Source organism: Xenorhabdus santafensis, assembly GCF_033949405.1.
In the GTDB taxonomy this organism is placed as follows: domain Bacteria; phylum Pseudomonadota; class Gammaproteobacteria; order Enterobacterales; family Enterobacteriaceae; genus Xenorhabdus; species Xenorhabdus santafensis.
Window position 1 is genome coordinate 96836 of sequence record NZ_VCDN01000064.1, and the last position, 18364, is coordinate 115199.

Below are 18364 nucleotides of genomic sequence, written 5' to 3' on the forward strand. Positions count from 1 at the left end.
TAATCAATAACTATATGGCTGTGAATGAGCACGCAATAAATTTCATCATTGAATATCAGGAGTGTTATTGGATGAAAACCAGATTGCTTCTTGCTTTTTTTAGTCTTTTTTTCATGACATTGGCGCCAATGTCATTTGCTGAAAATGAATTAACTGACCATGCTGAACTAAAGGAACAACTTCTTGAGTATATGGAAGTGGGTAAAATTCCGGGGCTGTCATTGGTATTTATTGATAAACAAAATAATACGCATTTGATAACGCTGGGAAAGAAAAACGAAAACCTCGGAGAAAACATCAAACCAGAAACAATATTTGAATTGGGCTCGACAACTAAGGCATTCACCGGGTTGATAGCCGCAAAACTTCTTGAAGACGGAAAAATAAAACCAGATACAACCGTTTCTGCTATCTTACCGGAACTCGTGTTCTATCATGACGATCAACCTGTAGATGTGAGTTTTATTCAACTGTTACATCATTCATCGGGAATTCCGTTTTCCAGTGTTGATTTTATTTATGGTGGTGATAGCAGTGATTCATTGGCGCAGATGATAAAGAATATCGGGCAGATAAATCTTGAGGATAGACCTGATACGCGTTATTCCTATGCAACCATTAATTATGATATTGCCGCCAGAATGATGGAAGTTGTTACACAACAACCTTATTCTAAGCTATTGCAGGATTACGTGTTAACGCCGATGAAAATGAATGACACGTCCATTGACCCTGCGGTCAGCAATAAAGCCACAGGGTATCAAATAAGCTATCTTGCCCCCAGACCCTACGATGCCCCTTTTTTCATATCCAATATTCCCGCCGGATATATTCAGACAAACGCAATAGATATGGAAAAATGGCTGCGTTTTCTTATTGACGATAATGACTCGCAATTAAGCCGATATAAAAAACAGATGCTGGAACCTAATACCAAATTATCGACCAACGAGGGCGAGAATGTGCATTATGCACTGGGGTGGTCGATAAATAATGGCAGTATTTATCATACTGGAATGAACCCGAATTTCTCCAGTTTCGTCGGTTTTAATGCCCAATCTCACGTTGCTGTTGCTGTGATGGCAAATGCGAACAGCAATGCGCCGTTTGCTATTGGTGAGCAAATTCTGAACCAACTATCATCAGGTGATAATGCAATAAAGTTAACATCTGCCGATGATGTTGAGGTGTTTGATACATTTGATAGCCTATTTTTAATCGTGAGTGTTTTACTTTCCCTGTTTTTAATCTGGGTTGCACTGAGAATCTACCAAAATATTGTAAATAAAAGCCGTCGACCCCTTTCTGAAATAAAGAAATTCGCTGTGATTATTTTAGTGTTTTTTTGCTTATCTTTAATGCTCTTATGTTTTTCTTTTCCTTATGTCTTATTAAATATGTCATGGGATTCATTAATTATCTGGATGCCGGCGAGCTTCATATTAATGTTGGCGTTATTCATGTCAACATTAGTGATGAGCCTGATTAATCTGCTGGTTATATTTTCAAAACACATATCCTATGCCAAAAAGTAGCCTTATTCGCTGTAAGAATGCCTTTATCTTCGATGAAAATATTAAATTAGGCTTTGGCCATTTAACTTACCGACATAAATTAGGTTGTTAATATATGACGAATTCATTTGATATAGCCATTGTTGGAATGGCTTGTAATTTTCCTGATGCAACAACACCACAAATGTTTTGGCAAAACCTGATTTCAGGAAAAGAAAGTATAAGAAAATTTACACATGAAGAATTAATTAAAAATGGCTACAAAGAGGAAGAGATCAATGATCCTAACTTTGTACCTGCTAAAGCTATACTCAAAGATTACAAGTCCTTTGACAATAACGTCTTTGGTTATCTCAAAGATGAAGTTGATAAAATGGATCCCCAATGCCGGTTATTACATGAATGCTGCTGGCATGCCTTGGAAGATGCGGCTTATGTCCCCGGTGAAATGCGGGATAGGGTCGGTTTGTTCGCCGGTACTTCGTTCAATTTACCGTGGATTTCAAATCAATTAAAACAGAAGCTGACTCCGGCTGAAATATTCGATGCTGTCAATTGGAGCCTCCCGGAATCTGTGATTACCCGCATAGCTTACCGATTGGGCCTTAATGGGCCTGTCATGTCCGTCCATACGGCATGTTCAACGTCTCTGGTTGCCATCCATACGGCTTGCCAGTCAATATTAAGCGGCGATTGCGATCTCGCTTTGGCGGGAGGCGTTTCCATCTCATTGCCCCAGGAATCTGGTTATACCTACCAGAAGGGCATGATTCGCTCAGCGGATGGTCATTGCCGGCCATTTGATGCAGATTCAGGCGGGACTGTTGGCGGCAATGGGGTTGGGATTTTGCTGCTAAAGCTACTGGATCGCGCTTTAGAGGATAATGATCATATCCATGCGATTATAAAAGGGACGTCAGTTAATAATGACGGTCAACGTAAAGTTGGCTTCACTGCACCAAGTATAGAAGGGCAAATTGAAGTCATCTCCAATGCACAAATGTTGGCTGGTATTGAACCTGAAGATATCAGTTACATCGAATGCCACGGAACCGCAACAGAAATAGGCGATCCCATCGAAGTCACGGCGTTGGCCCGAGTATTCCAACATTCCCGGCATACTTGCTGGCTGGGCGCGGTAAAAAGCAACATCGGCCATTTAGACGAAGCGGCGGGAGTGGCCGGTGCCATTAAAACTGTTATGTCGTTGAAGAATAAACAGTTAGCGCCTACCCTGCACTATAAAAAGCCGAATGATAAATTATATTTAGACGAAACACCGTTTAAAGTGGTGGATTGCCCGATGGAATGGAAAGTTCCTGAAGGCAAAAAAAGAATGGCTGGGGTGAGTTCGTTTGGTATTGGTGGAACGAATGCACATATCGTGCTTGCTGAAGCAGACAGGCAAGAAAATATCCCGAATGATGAATCTCCCAATATATTTTTAATCTCAGCTGAAACGCCTGAAGCTTTGCAAAATAATCAACAGAATTTGCTTAACGTATTAAGAGAATCGAATTCATACCGTTTAAATGATGTTGCCTATGTTTTGCAGGAAGGAAGAAAGCACTTCCGCTATCGTAAAGCATTTGTTGGTACAACATATGAAGAACTCTGTTCGGCACTGGAAAGGGCAACAACCAATCCGGTCAAAGCAAAAGATGCAGAGCAGAATATTGTATTTATGTTCCCGGGCCAGGGTGCACAATATACAAACATGGCATTATCACTTTATGAAAATTATCCATTATTCCGTTCTATCGTGGATTCATGTTTACTCTTGGCATCAGAGTATCTTGGCGAATCTCTCCGGGATAAATGGTTTGAGAATGGCAATAGTGATTACCTTAGCCAGACACAATATGCGCAACCCGCCATTTTTATCATCGAATATGCACTGGCTCATTGCTTGATTGATAATGGAATAAAACCTTCAGTTCTTATTGGTTATAGTTTTGGGGAATTGGTTGCCGCAACAATGGCTGAAGTTTTTACCTTGGAAGATGCGTTAAAATTTGTCGTAAGACGCGGGCAGCTTATGCAAAATTTACCTACTGGCGCAATGCTGAGTATCCCGTTGCCTGCATCAGAAGTATTGTCGCTTTGCCCTGAACACATTGTTATTGCGATAGATAATAAAGATTCTTGCGTCGTTTCATCCGATGAAAAATCCATTGAAGCATTTTCTCAGGTATTAAAGAAAAAACGTATTTTAACGACGCCCATAAAATCTAAACATGCAGCCCATTCCCCAGCAATGGCAGAAATAAACAAAGAATTGTTGCAAATATTGGCTGGCTTTACGTTAAGTACCCCGAAAACGCCAATTATGTCATCAGTGACCGGTAAAATATTGTCTGAGGCAGAAGTCAAATCCATTCAATATTGGGCCGAACAAGCGGAAAGGACAGTGTGCTTTGTTCAGGGAATCGAAAATATTCTTCATAGCAGTAAGCACTGCGTGTTGCTTGAAGTTGGCGTGGGAAGAGATCTTGTTAACCTTGTTCGCCGATATACATTGCCGGAAAATGCACAAGCCATTATTCAATTGCTGCCGGAAGACAATAAAGCTGACACCCAGCCTTATTTGTTCTGGTCTGGCTTAGGTAAAATATGGCAACAAGGCGTTAAAATTCAATGGGAAAAAATACGTCCATCGTCAGATTGTAAGCGTATTTCATTGCCGGGTTATGCGTTTGACAGAAGTATTTACTGGCCTGAAAACGCCAATTTCTTGCACCTGTTTTCTGGCAATAATGAAAGTATCGAAACAGGTCAGGCGCCTATTATTAAAAATGAAAATAAGTCAGATTGGTTTTACCAATCAGTTTGGCAACAAGATATCCTGAAATATTCGAAGCAAAATAAACGTGCCAAGACAGCATTGCTATTCAGATTGGGGCAGTACTCTGAGCAAAACGCTCTCTATGAACAAGAGTTAATCAATCATTACCATAAAATTCTGCGGGTTAACGTTGATTCACAATGCAAATTTGAGATTGGAATGCCCAGTACTATTCGTGCTCTTCATACAGAAGATTACGAAAACTTATTCAAATTTCTTAATAAGAATGAAGCGCCTATTGAAGAGATTATCATTGATTGTACAGGGGGAAATCTGCCGGTTAATGAACAATTGGCCTCGGTACTCTATTTAATTAAATCACACCGGGCATTTTGTCATACCAATAAACTCACGGATATTATCTTACTGGTGCAAAATGCACGTGAAGTTTGCAATGAACCTGATATTGACCCACGCGCTGCCGCGATATTGGCTGTCAGCACGGTGATTCGGCAAGAATTTCACGAAGTGGGCTGCCGCACGATAGATGTTGGCAATTTTGATGATTGCTCTGCCGAAATGCTAATGCGCGAAATAGAGGCAGGTAGAAACAGCTGCGTAATTTACAGAAATCATCGAAGATGGACGGAAACGTTTTTACCTTATCGCCATTTTATAAAAGACAATCTTTCCGGGCTGCAATCCGAGGGGGTATATTTACTTATTGGCGGGGGCGGATTTATCGGCCACACATTCTCTCAATATCTGGCAGCAGAATATCATGCCCACTTGGTTATTTCTTCACGATCTAAACATGAATATACAAGTGATCAGAAATGGCAATCCGTAGCAGAAGCCGCCGCTGAGTTAGAATTTGTTCAGGCTGATGCAAGCGATCCTGTTGCAATGGAAAAACTGATCAATAACATGATTTCCAAATATGGCCGTATTGATGGTATTTTTTATTTGGCGGGTTTAACCGATGATGCATCATTTAGATCGGTCAGTGAAACAGAGATGGAATATATTGACAGCCATCTGGTGCCCAAACAAAAAGGGATAATGGTATTAGAACAGGTTTTAGAACCTATTGATTATGATTTTTGCTTGGTTATTTCTTCTTTAGCCCCGATTCTCGGCGGAGTAGGGTTTTATGCCTATGCCGCAGCCAGTGCCTATTTAGATACATTTGTATTGCAACACAACCGAAAGAATCTGAAAAATTGGTCATTAATTAACTGGGATGGCTGGGAATTAGCTGAAAAAGATAAAATTAACGAGAAAGTGGGAAGCAGCTTATCACACTTGCTTGTGACGAAAAACGAAGGCATTGCTTTATTAGAAGAGGTACTCAAGTATCAGGAAAGGCAGTCTGTTATTATTTCGACGGCGGACATCAATGCACGTATCGCCCAATGGTCAGCACCTTCCCTCCATGACAATGACGCAGAAACGCCATCTGGCGATTATGCTGTCAGGCCTGATTTAGACGCTGAATATGTTGTGCCAAATAGTGAAATTGAAGAGAAATTAGTCTCAATTTGGCAAGATTTTTTAAGAATTAAACCTATTGGCTTAAAAGATGATTTCTTTGAACTGGGCGGCAATTCACTTAAGGCAATAACATTACTATCACGTATTCACAAAAACTGTAAAATAGATGTGTCATTAACTCATTTCTTCAAAAACCCGACAATTGAAGATATTGTCGGGTTATATGATTCCCAGTCGGAGTCAGAATATAAAATGATAAGCCCGGCAGAGGAACAAGATAACTATCCATTATCTTCCGGTCAAAGAAGGCTTTATCTGCAACAGACATTCAACAAAAACTCCGTTGCTTACAACGAAGTTGCTGTGTTTAATATTATCGGAAAACTCGATAAAGATAAGTTTAGCCAAACACTTCAATTGTTATTTAAGCGGCACGATTCGCTAAGAACGTCATTTGTTTTATCTGATGGCGAACCGAGGCAAAAAATAAACAATGATATTGAATTGAATATCGATTATTTGAAACTTGATTCATCCAAGGCTAATGCTGATGAAATAAATGCTAAAGTTAATGGCTTGATTAAACCCTTTAATTTAAATGAGCCGCCGCTAATTAGAGTTACCTTGCTTGAAGTCGGGGAAGAACACCATATATTTTTCTTGGATTTACATCACATTATTTCAGATGGACTATCTCAAGATATCTTTGTCAGGGATTTTTTAAGTATTTATCAAGGTGAAGAACTCAATCCTTTAGATATTCAATATAAAGATTATACAGTCTGGCAACAAAATATGTTAAATGATAGCCGTATCTTGCAGCAGAAAGCGTTTTGGTTATCAAATTTAAAAGATTTGCCTGAATTTAAACTACCATTAGATTATGCCCGGACAAATGAAGCGGATAACACAGGTGGTTGTATTAGTTTTATCATTGGGAAAGAGTTGAGTGATCAGCTTGATGCCTTGGCAGAGCAAGAGAATATCACAAAATTCATGCTGTTCATTTCATCTTACGCCCTTTTGTTGAAAGATATCTCTGGGCAGGGTGAATTTGCAGTAGGTACGCCAATCTTGGGACGGCCCCAAAGTGAATTGCAAGATATTATTGGCATGTTTGTTAACTTGCTGCCGATTACTTTTAAATGCGAAAGTGAATTATCATTTAACCATTTTGTTAAAAATGTGGCAGAAACAACAATAAGTTCATTTGAAAATGCTAATTTTCAGTTTGAGGATATGGTAAAAGAGCTGAACATCAAACCACGATTAAACAGAACACCGATCTTCGATACGGTATTTTCCTATATGAATATTGGTATGGCTGATTTTATCTTACCTGAAGTTACATTTTCCCGTTATGAAATTAATCAGAAAAATACCCGTTTTGATATCACCTTCTTTGTGAAGGAAAATCCTGAAGGTTACGAATTCAATATTGAATACAAAAAGAATTTATTTAAAGAGGAAACAATGGATTATTTTAAAAACAGATACCTAATGTTGTTGAATAGTATTGTTTCCCATCCGACGGCAACAATTAAGCAGATATTGAGTATAGATAACGAAAGGCATGACAGCGGGAATACAGAGGACGATTTATTCGATTTCAATTTCTAGCTTGTACTTTTTCTCCGTGAAAACGATACTTTTTAATCCACCATAAAAATAAACCCCAGAATGAATATATGTTATTAATCTGGGGTAAATGATGGTTAAAAATTCAAATAAAATGGGTTTTCGACATGTTAGATCAAATTCATTTAAATGAACCTGTCAATGCGAAATTAAGATTATATCTTTTTCATCATGCCGGGGGATCGCATATGCTTTACCGCGCATGGCAACGTGAATTGCCAGACTGGATAGAGTTCATTGCGATAGAGCTTCCGGGCAGGGGGCTAAGTTTTGGGAAAGCATGCCTGGAATCTATGGAAGAAATTATAGATAAATTATTGCCAGCGATTAAAACGAATAAACCCTTCGCGTTTTTTGGCCATAGTATGGGAGCATTAGTTGCTTATGAATTAACGTTGGAACTGCAAGCACGTTGTATTCATCCATTATGGATCGGGTTATCGGCCTTTAAACCCGCTTACATGAAGAGAGCCGAGTTGGTCAAATATTACTTGATAGAAGATAAACCATTTTTGGATTATTTGAAAACATTAGGTGATATCAGCGAATTAGAGGAAGATAAACCCGCATTGCAAATGATGCTGGCAATAATCAGGGCGGATTTTAAAGTCATTGATAATTGTGCCATGAGCGAATCACAAATTGATGAAAAAACAGCAGTGAGCCTGTTTTACAGTAAAGACGATCAAGAAATTAGCTATGAAATAATGAAAGGCTGGTCGAGATATATCCTGGGTTCATGCTCAATATATGAATTCCCGGGAGACCATTTTTATTTGCAAAAATATAAAAATGATGTCATCGAAAAAATTACATTTGAATTGGATGAAATTATATAGGAAATAAAATGAAATATGTCATTATCTGGACGCTGGTATTTCATGATAAATGGAATGCTTTGACGCGAAATGAACGAAAGGCACTACAAAATACATCATTACCTGAAATATTAGAAAAATATCACTCATCGGTTAGTTTAAGAACCATTGATACAGAAGGGTTTACGGCAGAGTTTCAAGATTTTGTGATTATAGAAACGGAAAACTTAAGTGATTATTACTGCATGTTGCAGGATATGCGAAATACCCTTGTTTTCTCTGAAAAATATTTATCTATATCTAAAATTTTTATGGGTATTGAAAATGCTCATGAAATTTATGCCGATAATTAACTTCGGCCAGTTTCATTGATGGAGTGAAAGACATTAAATAATAGGGTATTTATATTATGAATGTAAAAGATGAATTACATCAAGATGTTGAAAAAATCTATTTTTGGAAGAAAATAATTAATGAATATGAGCCATCGGCATTTGAAAAAACGTTGATACCCAATCATGATGGCGTAACTCTACAAAATATATCATTTTCACATGAAACATCAAAAAACCTCTTGTTTATGGCAAATGGTTCAGATAAGCGATTAAGCTTTCTGCTTTTAACATTATTTGGATTTGCTGAATCAGTGATGTTGAGAAGTAAAAACTCTTTAATTTTAACTACAAATTACGTGGATGATGGCGGATTACCAAAGATACTGTGTGTTCCTGCAAAGTATGAGCCTGAGCAAAACTTGGTCGGTTTGATAAAAACGGTATCTAAAAATATGCATGATTTATTGCAGCATAAATTGACTACCTTTCAGGAAGTTTGTGATCAGCCTAAATTTTTTACTTCATGTATTTTATTGAAAAACTGTCAGGCAGTGAACAAAGAAATTTTTTATTTATCTGTTTCTCAATTGCTTTTTGAACATGACAATGGAATCATCAGTGGTGAAATTCACTCTCCATATTCTGTGAATTATTATAGTGAATTGATTAAACTAATCGAATTATTGGTGCAGCAGATCCGTTCCGAAAAAACGCTCAGCACCCTTAAATTATCTGAGGGTTCGGGGCAATATGCGGGTTCATTGCTACCTAAGATTGAACATCATTTTACAATTCATTCTTTATTTGCGGAAAAAGCAAAAATACACCCTTCGCGCATTGCAATAACAGATGAAAATTCGTCACTCAATTACGGTGAGTTAGATAAATTAAGTTCATATTTTGCATCACAATTGTTAATGCAGGGCATTAAACAATATGATGCGGTCGGCATTCATATGAACCGTTCATGTGCAGCCATTGCCGCCATGTTGGCAGTTTTGAAAATAGGTGCTAAATATTGCCCGTTTGATATTAATTGGCCGATGGAACGAAAAAAATATGTTAAAGATACCTCTGCCATTAAATATTTAATTGTTTCCGATCAAACGCTTTGTGAACTTGAGCATTGCCAGAATATTGTTTACACACCACTTGAATTTAATACTGATATTTATGCCCGCGAAGAATTCCATATAACATCAGAAGACTCTGCTTATATTATTTTTACCTCAGGTTCGACAGGGGAACCCAAAGGGGTAGAAGTGCCTCACTCCGCTGTCATCAACCTAGTTTTAGGGCTGCAAGATCGAGTCTACCAGTGCTATCATGATCAAACTCCGCTTAATGTCGCCATGATGTCTGCATTGAGTTTTGATGCCTCAGTACAACAGTTATATCCTGCATTGTTGCTTGGTCATACCCTCCATATCGTGCCGGAATCTGTCAGGAGAGATGGAAAAAGCGTCGTTGAGTTTTGGCATGAAAGAGCCATCAATATTGCAGATTGCACGCCGACACATCTACGGATGATCCACACACAATTTGCTGAAAAAACGATACCTTTTACCGTGAATCATCTGATGATTGGCGGGGAATTGTTAGAAAAACACAACTGGAATAATTTTGCCAAATGCTGGGCGTCAGTTCCTCATGCTTCTAATGCATATGGCCCGACAGAATGCTGTGTTCAGTCCTCTTCCTTTGAATTTGACGAGAACAGTGATATTCAATCTCCCACAATCCCGATAGGTTTTCCTATGCCGGGCGAAGAAATTATATTAATTGACGATAACTTAAGGCAGTTGCCCCAAGGTGCCATTGGTGAAATTGCCATTGCGGGAAAGGGGCTTGCAAAAGGTTATATCAATAAGCCTGCGTTAACGGCCGAAAAATTTATTATCATTGACGGAAAAAGATATTACAGGACAGGTGATCTTGCCCATTACGCTGGCGAAAATGGTTTAATCTATCTTGGTCGCTCTGATAGTCAGGTTAAAATTAATGGTTATCGAATTGAATTAGGAGAGATAGAAGCCATTACGCAAAAATCCGTTTATGAGCAATTAAATGCAGTTGAGCTCCGTTCAGAAGCTGTGTGCGATGTTTTTGTCATGGTTAACTCTCAAGATTCAGACAATAAGATCCTGGTCGCTTATATTTATACCAATATTGCATTTGATCAGGACATTTTGAAAAGTGCATTAGTTAAACACTTGCCCAGTTACATGATCCCCAACTATTTCATTAAGGTCGAAGAATTTCCGCAAAACAATAGCGGTAAAATCGATGTGTCAAAATTACCTGATCCCAGAAGTATGGCAAGAAATGGTGAATTTAAACCTTGCAGCCGTGATATTGAAATTAAGATATTATCTTTATGGGCTGACGTGTTAAAAACACAGAAAGAAAATATCAGTGTATATGATAACTTCTTTGATTTGGGTGGCTCTTCTTATACGTTATTGCAACTTAGCATTAAATTAAATGAATTCTTTGATAAAGAAATTGAGGTTGTTGAACTATTTCAATATACGACGATAGAGCAACAAGCCAATTTCATCGAATCTTATGATAATAAAGAAGAGAATATGTCGTTTGAGAATGAACAACTGGAGCAATTTGACAAGGTGATAAATATGTTTAATTAGCCATTGCTAACAATTTGAAAAACTATTTTTATTAATATACTGATGAGTGTTATTAGCTTCAGTCGTGCATTTATTGTATTGGTGATGACATATTATGAATAAAAAAGAGAATCAGGTTGATTATAAAATATCTCAGAAACTAACCGGTCTGGAAATCGCGATTGTTGGTGTGTCTTGCCAATTCCCCAATAGCCCAACGGTGGAAAGTTTTTGGAAAAACTGTCTTGAAGGTAATGACTGCATTACCCGTTTCTCTGATGAGGCATTAGCTGAAAATGGGGTTCCTGAGAATGAATATAAAAGTCAGAATTATGTCAATGCAAAAGGGGTGATTGAACATCCTTTAAGATTTGATGCTGAATTTTTCCAATACAATAAACGTGAAGCTGAGTTACTTGAACCACAAATCAGGCATTTGCATCAATGTAGTTTTGAAGCATTGGGTTCAGCAGGTATAGCACCTTCAGTTTATAAAGGGAAAATAGGTTGTTATTTGGCAGCCAGTGCACAATTGCAGTGGCAGATGGCGGCTTATGAAGAAAGTAAACAAGATGCCGTCGGTTTATTTTCTGCATTTAATCTTATTGAGAAGGATTTTGCAGCGACGCGTTTGGCTTATAAGCTCGGTTTGACCGGGCCGGCAGTCGCATTGCAAACAGCCTGTTCTTCTTCATTGACTGCCGTGCATATTGCTTCTCGTGCGCTGTTATTGGGTGAATGCCAGATGGCTTTAGTGGCTGCTGCTGCTTTGACAGTACCTAACCAGCAAGGCTATCTCTATCTGGATGGCATGATTGAATCACCGGATGGTATGTGCCGTCCTTTCGATGAACATGCTAATGGTACGGTGGGAGGGGAAGGCATTGGGGCGATTGTTCTGCAACCTCTGAAGCAAGCCCTTGAAGAGAAACGGCCCATTATTGCTCTGATTAAGGGAAGTGCCATCAATAATGATGGTGCACGAAAAGTGGGTTATACCGCCCCGAGTATTGAAGGGCAAACAGATGTTATCCGTAGTGCCATTACTGTCTCCAAAGTTGATCCTAAATCCATTTCATATATTGAAGCCCACGGGACTGCCACTAAACTCGGTGATCCCATTGAAATGGCCGCGTTAAAAAACGTATTCGATGATTGTCCGGCGGGCAGTATCGCAATAGGTTCAGCAAAATCCATTCTCGGGCATCTTGATAGTGCCGCAGGCATGGCCGGCTTAATTAAGACCGCATTAATGCTGAAAAATAAAATGTTGTGCGCCAATAAATATTTCAACACCCCAAATCCTAAACTTAAGCTGGAATCGTCGCCTTTTTACATTAATACGCACAGTCAGGCATGGCACAGCCAATCGATCAGAAGAGCCGGGGTCAGCTCTTTTGGTATCGGCGGGACAAATGCGCATGTGATTCTTGAAGAAATGTTATATCAGACAGGGCAAATTCAAACTGAACCAACGGAATCAATTACCCTCTTACCGCTTTCAGCAAAAAATGAAGCAAGTTTATCGATGATGGAAAATGAATTGCTGAATTTTTTGTCAGAGAAGCAATATAAATTATCTGATATTGCCTATACCTTGCAGCAAGGGCGGGAACACTTTGATTACCGTTCTGTACTGGTTTATTCGGGGAATGAGAAAAACCATGAGTTATCTGATTTTTTACGTGGCAAAGTAAAATATTCTGATAAGAAAATGGTCTTTTTATACCCGGGGCAAGGCTCACAATATCCGGGCATGGCTTATGCTTTATATCAGCAGGAGAGTGTATTCAGAGAAAATTGTCAGGCGTGTTTATCCTTATTGCCAGAAGATGCCAGACAAAAATTGTATGATTTTTTTATAAATGCATCTGAGCAAGAAAATATTTCTAACGAGATAACTCAATTAGCTATTTTTATTGTTGAATATGCGATGACATTTTTATTCCAGAGTAAAGGATTTCAACCCTTTGCTCTGCTTGGGCACAGTTTAGGTGAATATGTTGCGGCTACAATATCAGGTGTATTTTCCCTGAAGGATGCGTTGTATTTGGTGAGCCAGCGGGCAAAACTTATTGAAACAATGTCACCGGGTGTCATGTTGAGTGTGTCATTGAATGTAGAACAAATAAGCCACTACCTTAATGAAAAACTTGAAATAGCGGCAATTAATGGTAAAGCGTCTGTTGTGATTTCTGGCAATGAAAGGAATATTGATAAGCTAGAATCCTTCCTGCAAAATGACAATATTGATTGTCGAAGATTGAAAACGTCTCATGCCTTCCATTCCAGAACGATAGATGAAATCCAAGCAGCATATGCTGAGTCGTTAAATTCAGTGAATTTTGAACACCCGAATATTCCCATTATTTCTAATTTAACGGGTATGTGGCACTCTGTAGAAAGTATCAGATCTTCTGAGTATTGGTTGTCACATCAGCGAAATACCGTTGATTTCTTAAAGGGATTGGAAACATTATCTGAGTTTAATGACCTTGTGTTTATTGAAATGGGGCCGGGTAACACGTTATCCAGTTTTGTACATAAGTATTACCAAAACGAGAATGAAGGTAAGCCGTTAATTATTAACATGATTAAACACCCACATCTGGCCGATGATGACCAAGAGTTCTTCTATCGTCAACTTGGGAAAATATGGTGCGCTACAGAAGGCGCTGAGTGGAAAAATATCAGTCAACCGGCAGGGCGGTTGATTCATATGCCAGTGTATCAGTTTGCCAAAACTGAATATTCTAAATTAAGAGATAAACTAGTTTCTGGTTTAAACATCAATAGTAAGAGTCAACAAGTAGATAAAAATAAACTGTATTCTCCTGGCTGGCAGCGTGAACATTATTATCAGGCAGGGGAGAATCAGATCGGGGAAGAAACGATATGCCAACAAGTTTTTATCCTCTGTATACAAGCAAATAATTCTTATTATCTGGATTTAAGCAAAGAATTGTGGCCTGACAGTAAGGTCATTTTCATTGATAATTTAGAAGAAATTAAATCATTAACTTTATTATCTGACAGCACATTTATTCTTATCCCTGAAAATGAATTGCCCGAAAATGATCCTATTGAATATTATCTACAATGGCTGGCAGCCCTGCGCATTATTTTAAATCTACTGGAGCTACAGGTTGCACAATTTGTCCTGTTTACACCGGAAATTGAAGATGTATTGGGATATGAACAGTCTAACCCTGCAATCACCCTATTAAAAGGATTGGTTCAATCCATTTCCCATGAGTATCAACAACACCAAACTATGCAGATAGATTTTTCAGGAAATGTTCTATCAGACAATCGATTGAATTCGCTGATACGAAAGCTTGTCAGGGGAGCGGAATATGGCTTTGCTCAATATACTCATGCCGCAATAAGATATGGCCAGTTGTGGGTGCCTGAATTTAAGATGTTATCGGCTAATTCGTTGAATCAGGTTAAGAAGGAGCATGAATTACAGATAGGTGATTTAGTCTTTATCAGTGGCGGCCTTGGTGGCATAGGGCTAACACTGGCTGAATCATTGGCAATTCAGTATCGTGCACGTCTTGTGTTGTCATCCCGTTCAATATTCCCTGCGAGATCGGAATGGAATTCGATAAAGCAGGACCCGGCACAAATAGAAACAATCCAAAAAATTGAGGCAATTGAAAAAATAGAACGATTGGGTGGTGAAGTCTATATCCATTCTGTTGATGTTGCCTGCAAAAAAGATCTTCATGCTGTGCTTCAATCTATTGAAAGTGAATTAGGGCCGTTCAGTATGGTTATTCATGCCACCGGTTCTGGTGCTGGCGCACTGATTGCACAACCTAATTTGGCGCTGCATCGGGATATCATGGCGGCAAAAGTCTGTGGCGTGAATAACTTGCTGTCATATTTCAGTGACAAGAATCTGCGTATTATGCTGCTTTGTTCCTCTTTACTGGCTTATTATGGGGCATATGGGCAGTCTGCCTATGTTGCGGCTAATGCATATTTAGAATCGATTGTGGATAACCATAATTATCCATTCAGAATTTGCTCCATTGCTTGGGACAGATGGCTGGAAGTGGGAATGGCAACTAAAAACAGGCTTGATACCAACAAAACAGTTGGCCTGACTAATCGGGAAGGACAAAATATTTTTCTGCAAATACTTTCTCATTACCCTAACCGATTTTCAGTATCAGTATTGCCAATAAAAGAAAGAATGAAAGAGAACGAGTTTTTACGGTTAGAGAATAAAGATCAGATATCCAAAACAGGGGATTCCTATACCGAAGATTTAATAAAAAAAGTGATTATAGAAGTCTGGGAGCATCAATTAGGATTGGCTGGGCTTGATGAAAATATAAGTTTTTTTGATTTAGGTGCAACTTCACTTGATATTGTTCAGACCAATGAGAGGCTAAAAGAAAAATTAAATGTAGATATTCCCATTGCCATGATGTTTACCTATAGTTCGGTTAATAAGCTCTGGACAGCCTTACAAAATATGATGAGTGAATCTTTAGGTAATACAAATGAAAATAAGGAGATTTCAAATCAAAAAAATAGAAGGCAACTAGCCAAGAATCGGGTAAATAAAAAGTTGAGAAATAGCTAAAACCTGAACGATAAGTAAGCGAGAATTTTCTATTCAATGCCATTTTTATTTTATGCTGCATATAAATGGCATTGATAAATCTGATTAAATCTTCTAGACATTAGCAAGATAAATTCTTGAATTATATTATTTAGGATTATTAAATGAAAAAAATATCTGTTTTATTAGTTGGAGGGTATGGTGTTGTTGGGCATCAGGTTGCACTGATTTTGAATCAGTACGCTCCTCATCTAGAATTAATCATTGCCGGAAGAGATGTTAATAAGGCCAAGAAGCTAGCCAAAAGTTTACAAAATGGGAAGGGCATTGCTTTTGATATTGATAATATTGTTTTGCCAGATGGGCTGAATGTTGATGTAATATTATCTACCGTTAATGATCCACAAGATAGCTTGTTTTATTTTGCCAATAAAAACAGAATGGCTTATGTCGATATTACTCGTTGGACGGAAAGGTTACAGATTACGCTGAGTAAGGCTGTGACGATGCAAAATGAAAGCTCAATGATTTTTGCCTCCTCGTGGATGGCAAGTGTTGTTTCCGCACTTGCCAATGATATGAGTAAATCATTTAAGCGCGTAACAAGTATTAATATCAGTATATTGGCTTTTTCTCAGGATAAATCTGGCCCAGATTCATTTGATTATTTAGACAGGCTTGCGATTCCCTTTATTGTAAAGCAAAGTAATAGATATCTGAAGGTGTTGCCTTTTTCTGATGAACGTATTATTTCATTTGGTGATGGTGATAAATATAAAGTCTTCCGTATGGATATGCCTGATCAATTTACTTTACCTCTTATAACTCATGCGAAAACTGTTGCAACTAGGATTGGTTATAATAATCATAAGGCGAATAACATTTTAGCTTTTATTATAAAGAGTGGCATATGGAAATTGATATCTGGTGATTTTTTCAAGAAATTACGTAAGAAAATTTTTTATCATCCCGGCGCTGGTGATCAACATCAAATTCGAGTTGATGTTCATGGCATTGATGAAAAAGGGAATCAAAGGCAGTGTACTCTTCATATTAAAGATCCGAAAGGGCAGGCTCATTTAACAGCAACCGGCGCCTCCGCTTTAATTATGCAATTGGCTGAGCATATTCAAAATGATCAACCAAATGTTTTTATGGTAGGAGAGGCGTTTGTATGTGTTCAAAAACTTAAAGAATTATTGCAGTCAGAAGGCGTTTGCCTTGATGAAGTCAATGAAATTGTAAAGTAGCCCTTTTTGATGGCATTACGGTTTTAGGCATAATTACCTTATAATTTATTTATATTTTTCCAAATTTATTTTTTATTTATGTTAAAAACATCAGGAGAGTAGATAATAATGTCATTGTCTGAAATAAGTTTGAATAGCCATTTTAATATATCACGTAACGTTGTTTCTAGCTTACGAGAATTAAGGAAATTAGATAATTACCACTGGGTGTTTGCAATTTCAAAAGATTATCTTGTCATAATAATAGCGATATATTTAAGTGTTGAAGTAAGTTTTTGGTTTTATCCCCTCTCTTTACTTATGATAGGTTCAACACAACGGGCATTTACTAATATATTACATTATTCTTCTCATCATGTTCTAGCCAAAAATAAATTTATAAATTATATTGGTGGTACTTTTTTAACTGGGCATTTAGTCTTTCATTTGCTTAGTACTTATAAAGACCCTCATGTCAGGTATCATCACGCACACTTGGGTAATCCTGAAAAAGATCCTGATCTTAAGTTTCATATAGATAATGGGTTATATGATTTTAATCAGGATGATAAAACTTTTTTTATACAAAATATATTATTAACCATTTCAGGATATAGAACTTTAAAATTCATGCATTATGTAATAAAAGATGCAATAAAAACAAGGAAAAATAAAATCATAAATGAAATTAAAAATAAAAAGGATAAAAGTAATAAAGAAGCACTGGCATTTGTTATTTATTGGGTAGTTATTCTTTCAGTTATTATTTATTTTGGTGTGTTTGTGTATTTTATTTTGTTTTGGATCGTGCCATTACTCACGGTCACAGTTGCTATTGGATGGATTATTGGTATCGCTGAACATTATCCTCTTCCTGCATCTGAAAAAGAAGCATTATTGCTTACAAGAAACACCAAGGGGGTTTGGTGGGAACGTTTTTTGTTTGGCAGGCATTATGATAATTATCATTTAGTGCATCATTTGTATCCAGGCATCCCTCATTGGAATATCAAAAAAGCGCACATATACCTACTCAATGATCCAAATTATCAAACTTGGGATGATTTATGGGGAGGCGTATTTATCCGTCAATATCTGCATCAAGAAACGATGCTGAGTTATGCTTCGAAGTATCGAAAATTCAGAAAAAATCATCAAAATGGCAGTTTTGCAAAATATCTGCTTTCTGTTTGAATCGGTAATATATAAAACTATCTTTTAATGAGGGCATTCAAGGCCCTTTATTTTTTTCTCACAAAGCCTAGGTGCGTCTATTGTTTTATAACTGATTGCCTTTCACGTTTGGTTGATTAACAATCAGTTATTCTGTAATAAGGTTTTAGGT

8 protein-coding genes are annotated in these 18364 nt (G+C 37.7%); all 8 read left to right on the forward strand.

Annotated elements, in window-relative coordinates; all coding sequences use genetic code 11:
* Positions 1 to 71: 71 nt before the first annotated feature.
* The 8 genes from FE392_RS15500 (at position 72) to FE392_RS15535 (ending at position 18213) form a co-directional block, all read left to right on the forward strand.
* Entirely contained in the window at positions 72 to 1535 is a 1464-nt protein-coding gene (locus tag FE392_RS15500) for a serine hydrolase domain-containing protein (protein WP_319931116.1), read from the forward strand.
* A gap of 94 nt (positions 1536 to 1629) precedes the next feature.
* On the forward strand, positions 1630 to 7413 hold the full coding sequence (locus tag FE392_RS15505) for an SDR family NAD(P)-dependent oxidoreductase (protein ID WP_319931117.1): 5784 nt from the start codon (positions 1630 to 1632) through the stop codon (positions 7411 to 7413).
* 125 nt (positions 7414 to 7538) lie between these two features.
* Entirely contained in the window at positions 7539 to 8270 is a 732-nt protein-coding gene (locus FE392_RS15510) for a thioesterase II family protein (RefSeq protein WP_319931118.1), read from the forward strand.
* 8 nt (positions 8271 to 8278) lie between these two features.
* Positions 8279 to 8602, forward strand: coding sequence for a darcynin family protein (locus FE392_RS15515; RefSeq protein WP_319931119.1), 324 nt, complete (start codon positions 8279 to 8281; stop codon positions 8600 to 8602).
* 56 nt (positions 8603 to 8658) lie between these two features.
* On the forward strand, positions 8659 to 11232 hold the full coding sequence (locus FE392_RS15520) for a non-ribosomal peptide synthetase (RefSeq protein WP_319931120.1): 2574 nt from the start codon (positions 8659 to 8661) through the stop codon (positions 11230 to 11232).
* 94 nt (positions 11233 to 11326) lie between these two features.
* Positions 11327 to 15811, forward strand: a complete 4485-nt coding sequence (locus FE392_RS15525) for a beta-ketoacyl synthase N-terminal-like domain-containing protein (protein ID WP_319931121.1) — start codon at positions 11327 to 11329, stop codon at positions 15809 to 15811.
* A gap of 143 nt (positions 15812 to 15954) precedes the next feature.
* Positions 15955 to 17040: a saccharopine dehydrogenase family protein gene (locus tag FE392_RS15530; protein WP_319931122.1), complete on the forward strand. Its 1086-nt coding sequence runs from the start codon at positions 15955 to 15957 to the stop codon at positions 17038 to 17040.
* A 108-nt stretch (positions 17041 to 17148) separates the two neighbouring features.
* Positions 17149 to 18213, forward strand: coding sequence for a fatty acid desaturase (locus FE392_RS15535; protein WP_319931123.1), 1065 nt, complete (start codon positions 17149 to 17151; stop codon positions 18211 to 18213).
* Positions 18214 to 18364 lie beyond the last annotated feature (151 nt).

What these genes read in the sequence shown, in the direction of transcription:
- FE392_RS15500 (WP_319931116.1), top strand. Translation starts at nt 72, where the DNA reads ATGAAAACCAGATTGCTTCTTGCTTTTTTTAGTCTTTTTTTCATGACA.
- FE392_RS15505 (WP_319931117.1), top strand. Translation starts at nt 1,630, where the DNA reads ATGACGAATTCATTTGATATAGCCATTGTTGGAATGGCTTGTAATTTT.
- FE392_RS15510 (WP_319931118.1), top strand. Translation starts at nt 7,539, where the DNA reads ATGTTAGATCAAATTCATTTAAATGAACCTGTCAATGCGAAATTAAGA.
- FE392_RS15515 (WP_319931119.1), top strand. Translation starts at nt 8,279, where the DNA reads ATGAAATATGTCATTATCTGGACGCTGGTATTTCATGATAAATGGAAT.
- FE392_RS15520 (WP_319931120.1), top strand. Translation starts at nt 8,659, where the DNA reads ATGAATGTAAAAGATGAATTACATCAAGATGTTGAAAAAATCTATTTT.
- FE392_RS15525 (WP_319931121.1), top strand. Translation starts at nt 11,327, where the DNA reads ATGAATAAAAAAGAGAATCAGGTTGATTATAAAATATCTCAGAAACTA.
- FE392_RS15530 (WP_319931122.1), top strand. Translation starts at nt 15,955, where the DNA reads ATGAAAAAAATATCTGTTTTATTAGTTGGAGGGTATGGTGTTGTTGGG.
- FE392_RS15535 (WP_319931123.1), top strand. Translation starts at nt 17,149, where the DNA reads ATGTCATTGTCTGAAATAAGTTTGAATAGCCATTTTAATATATCACGT.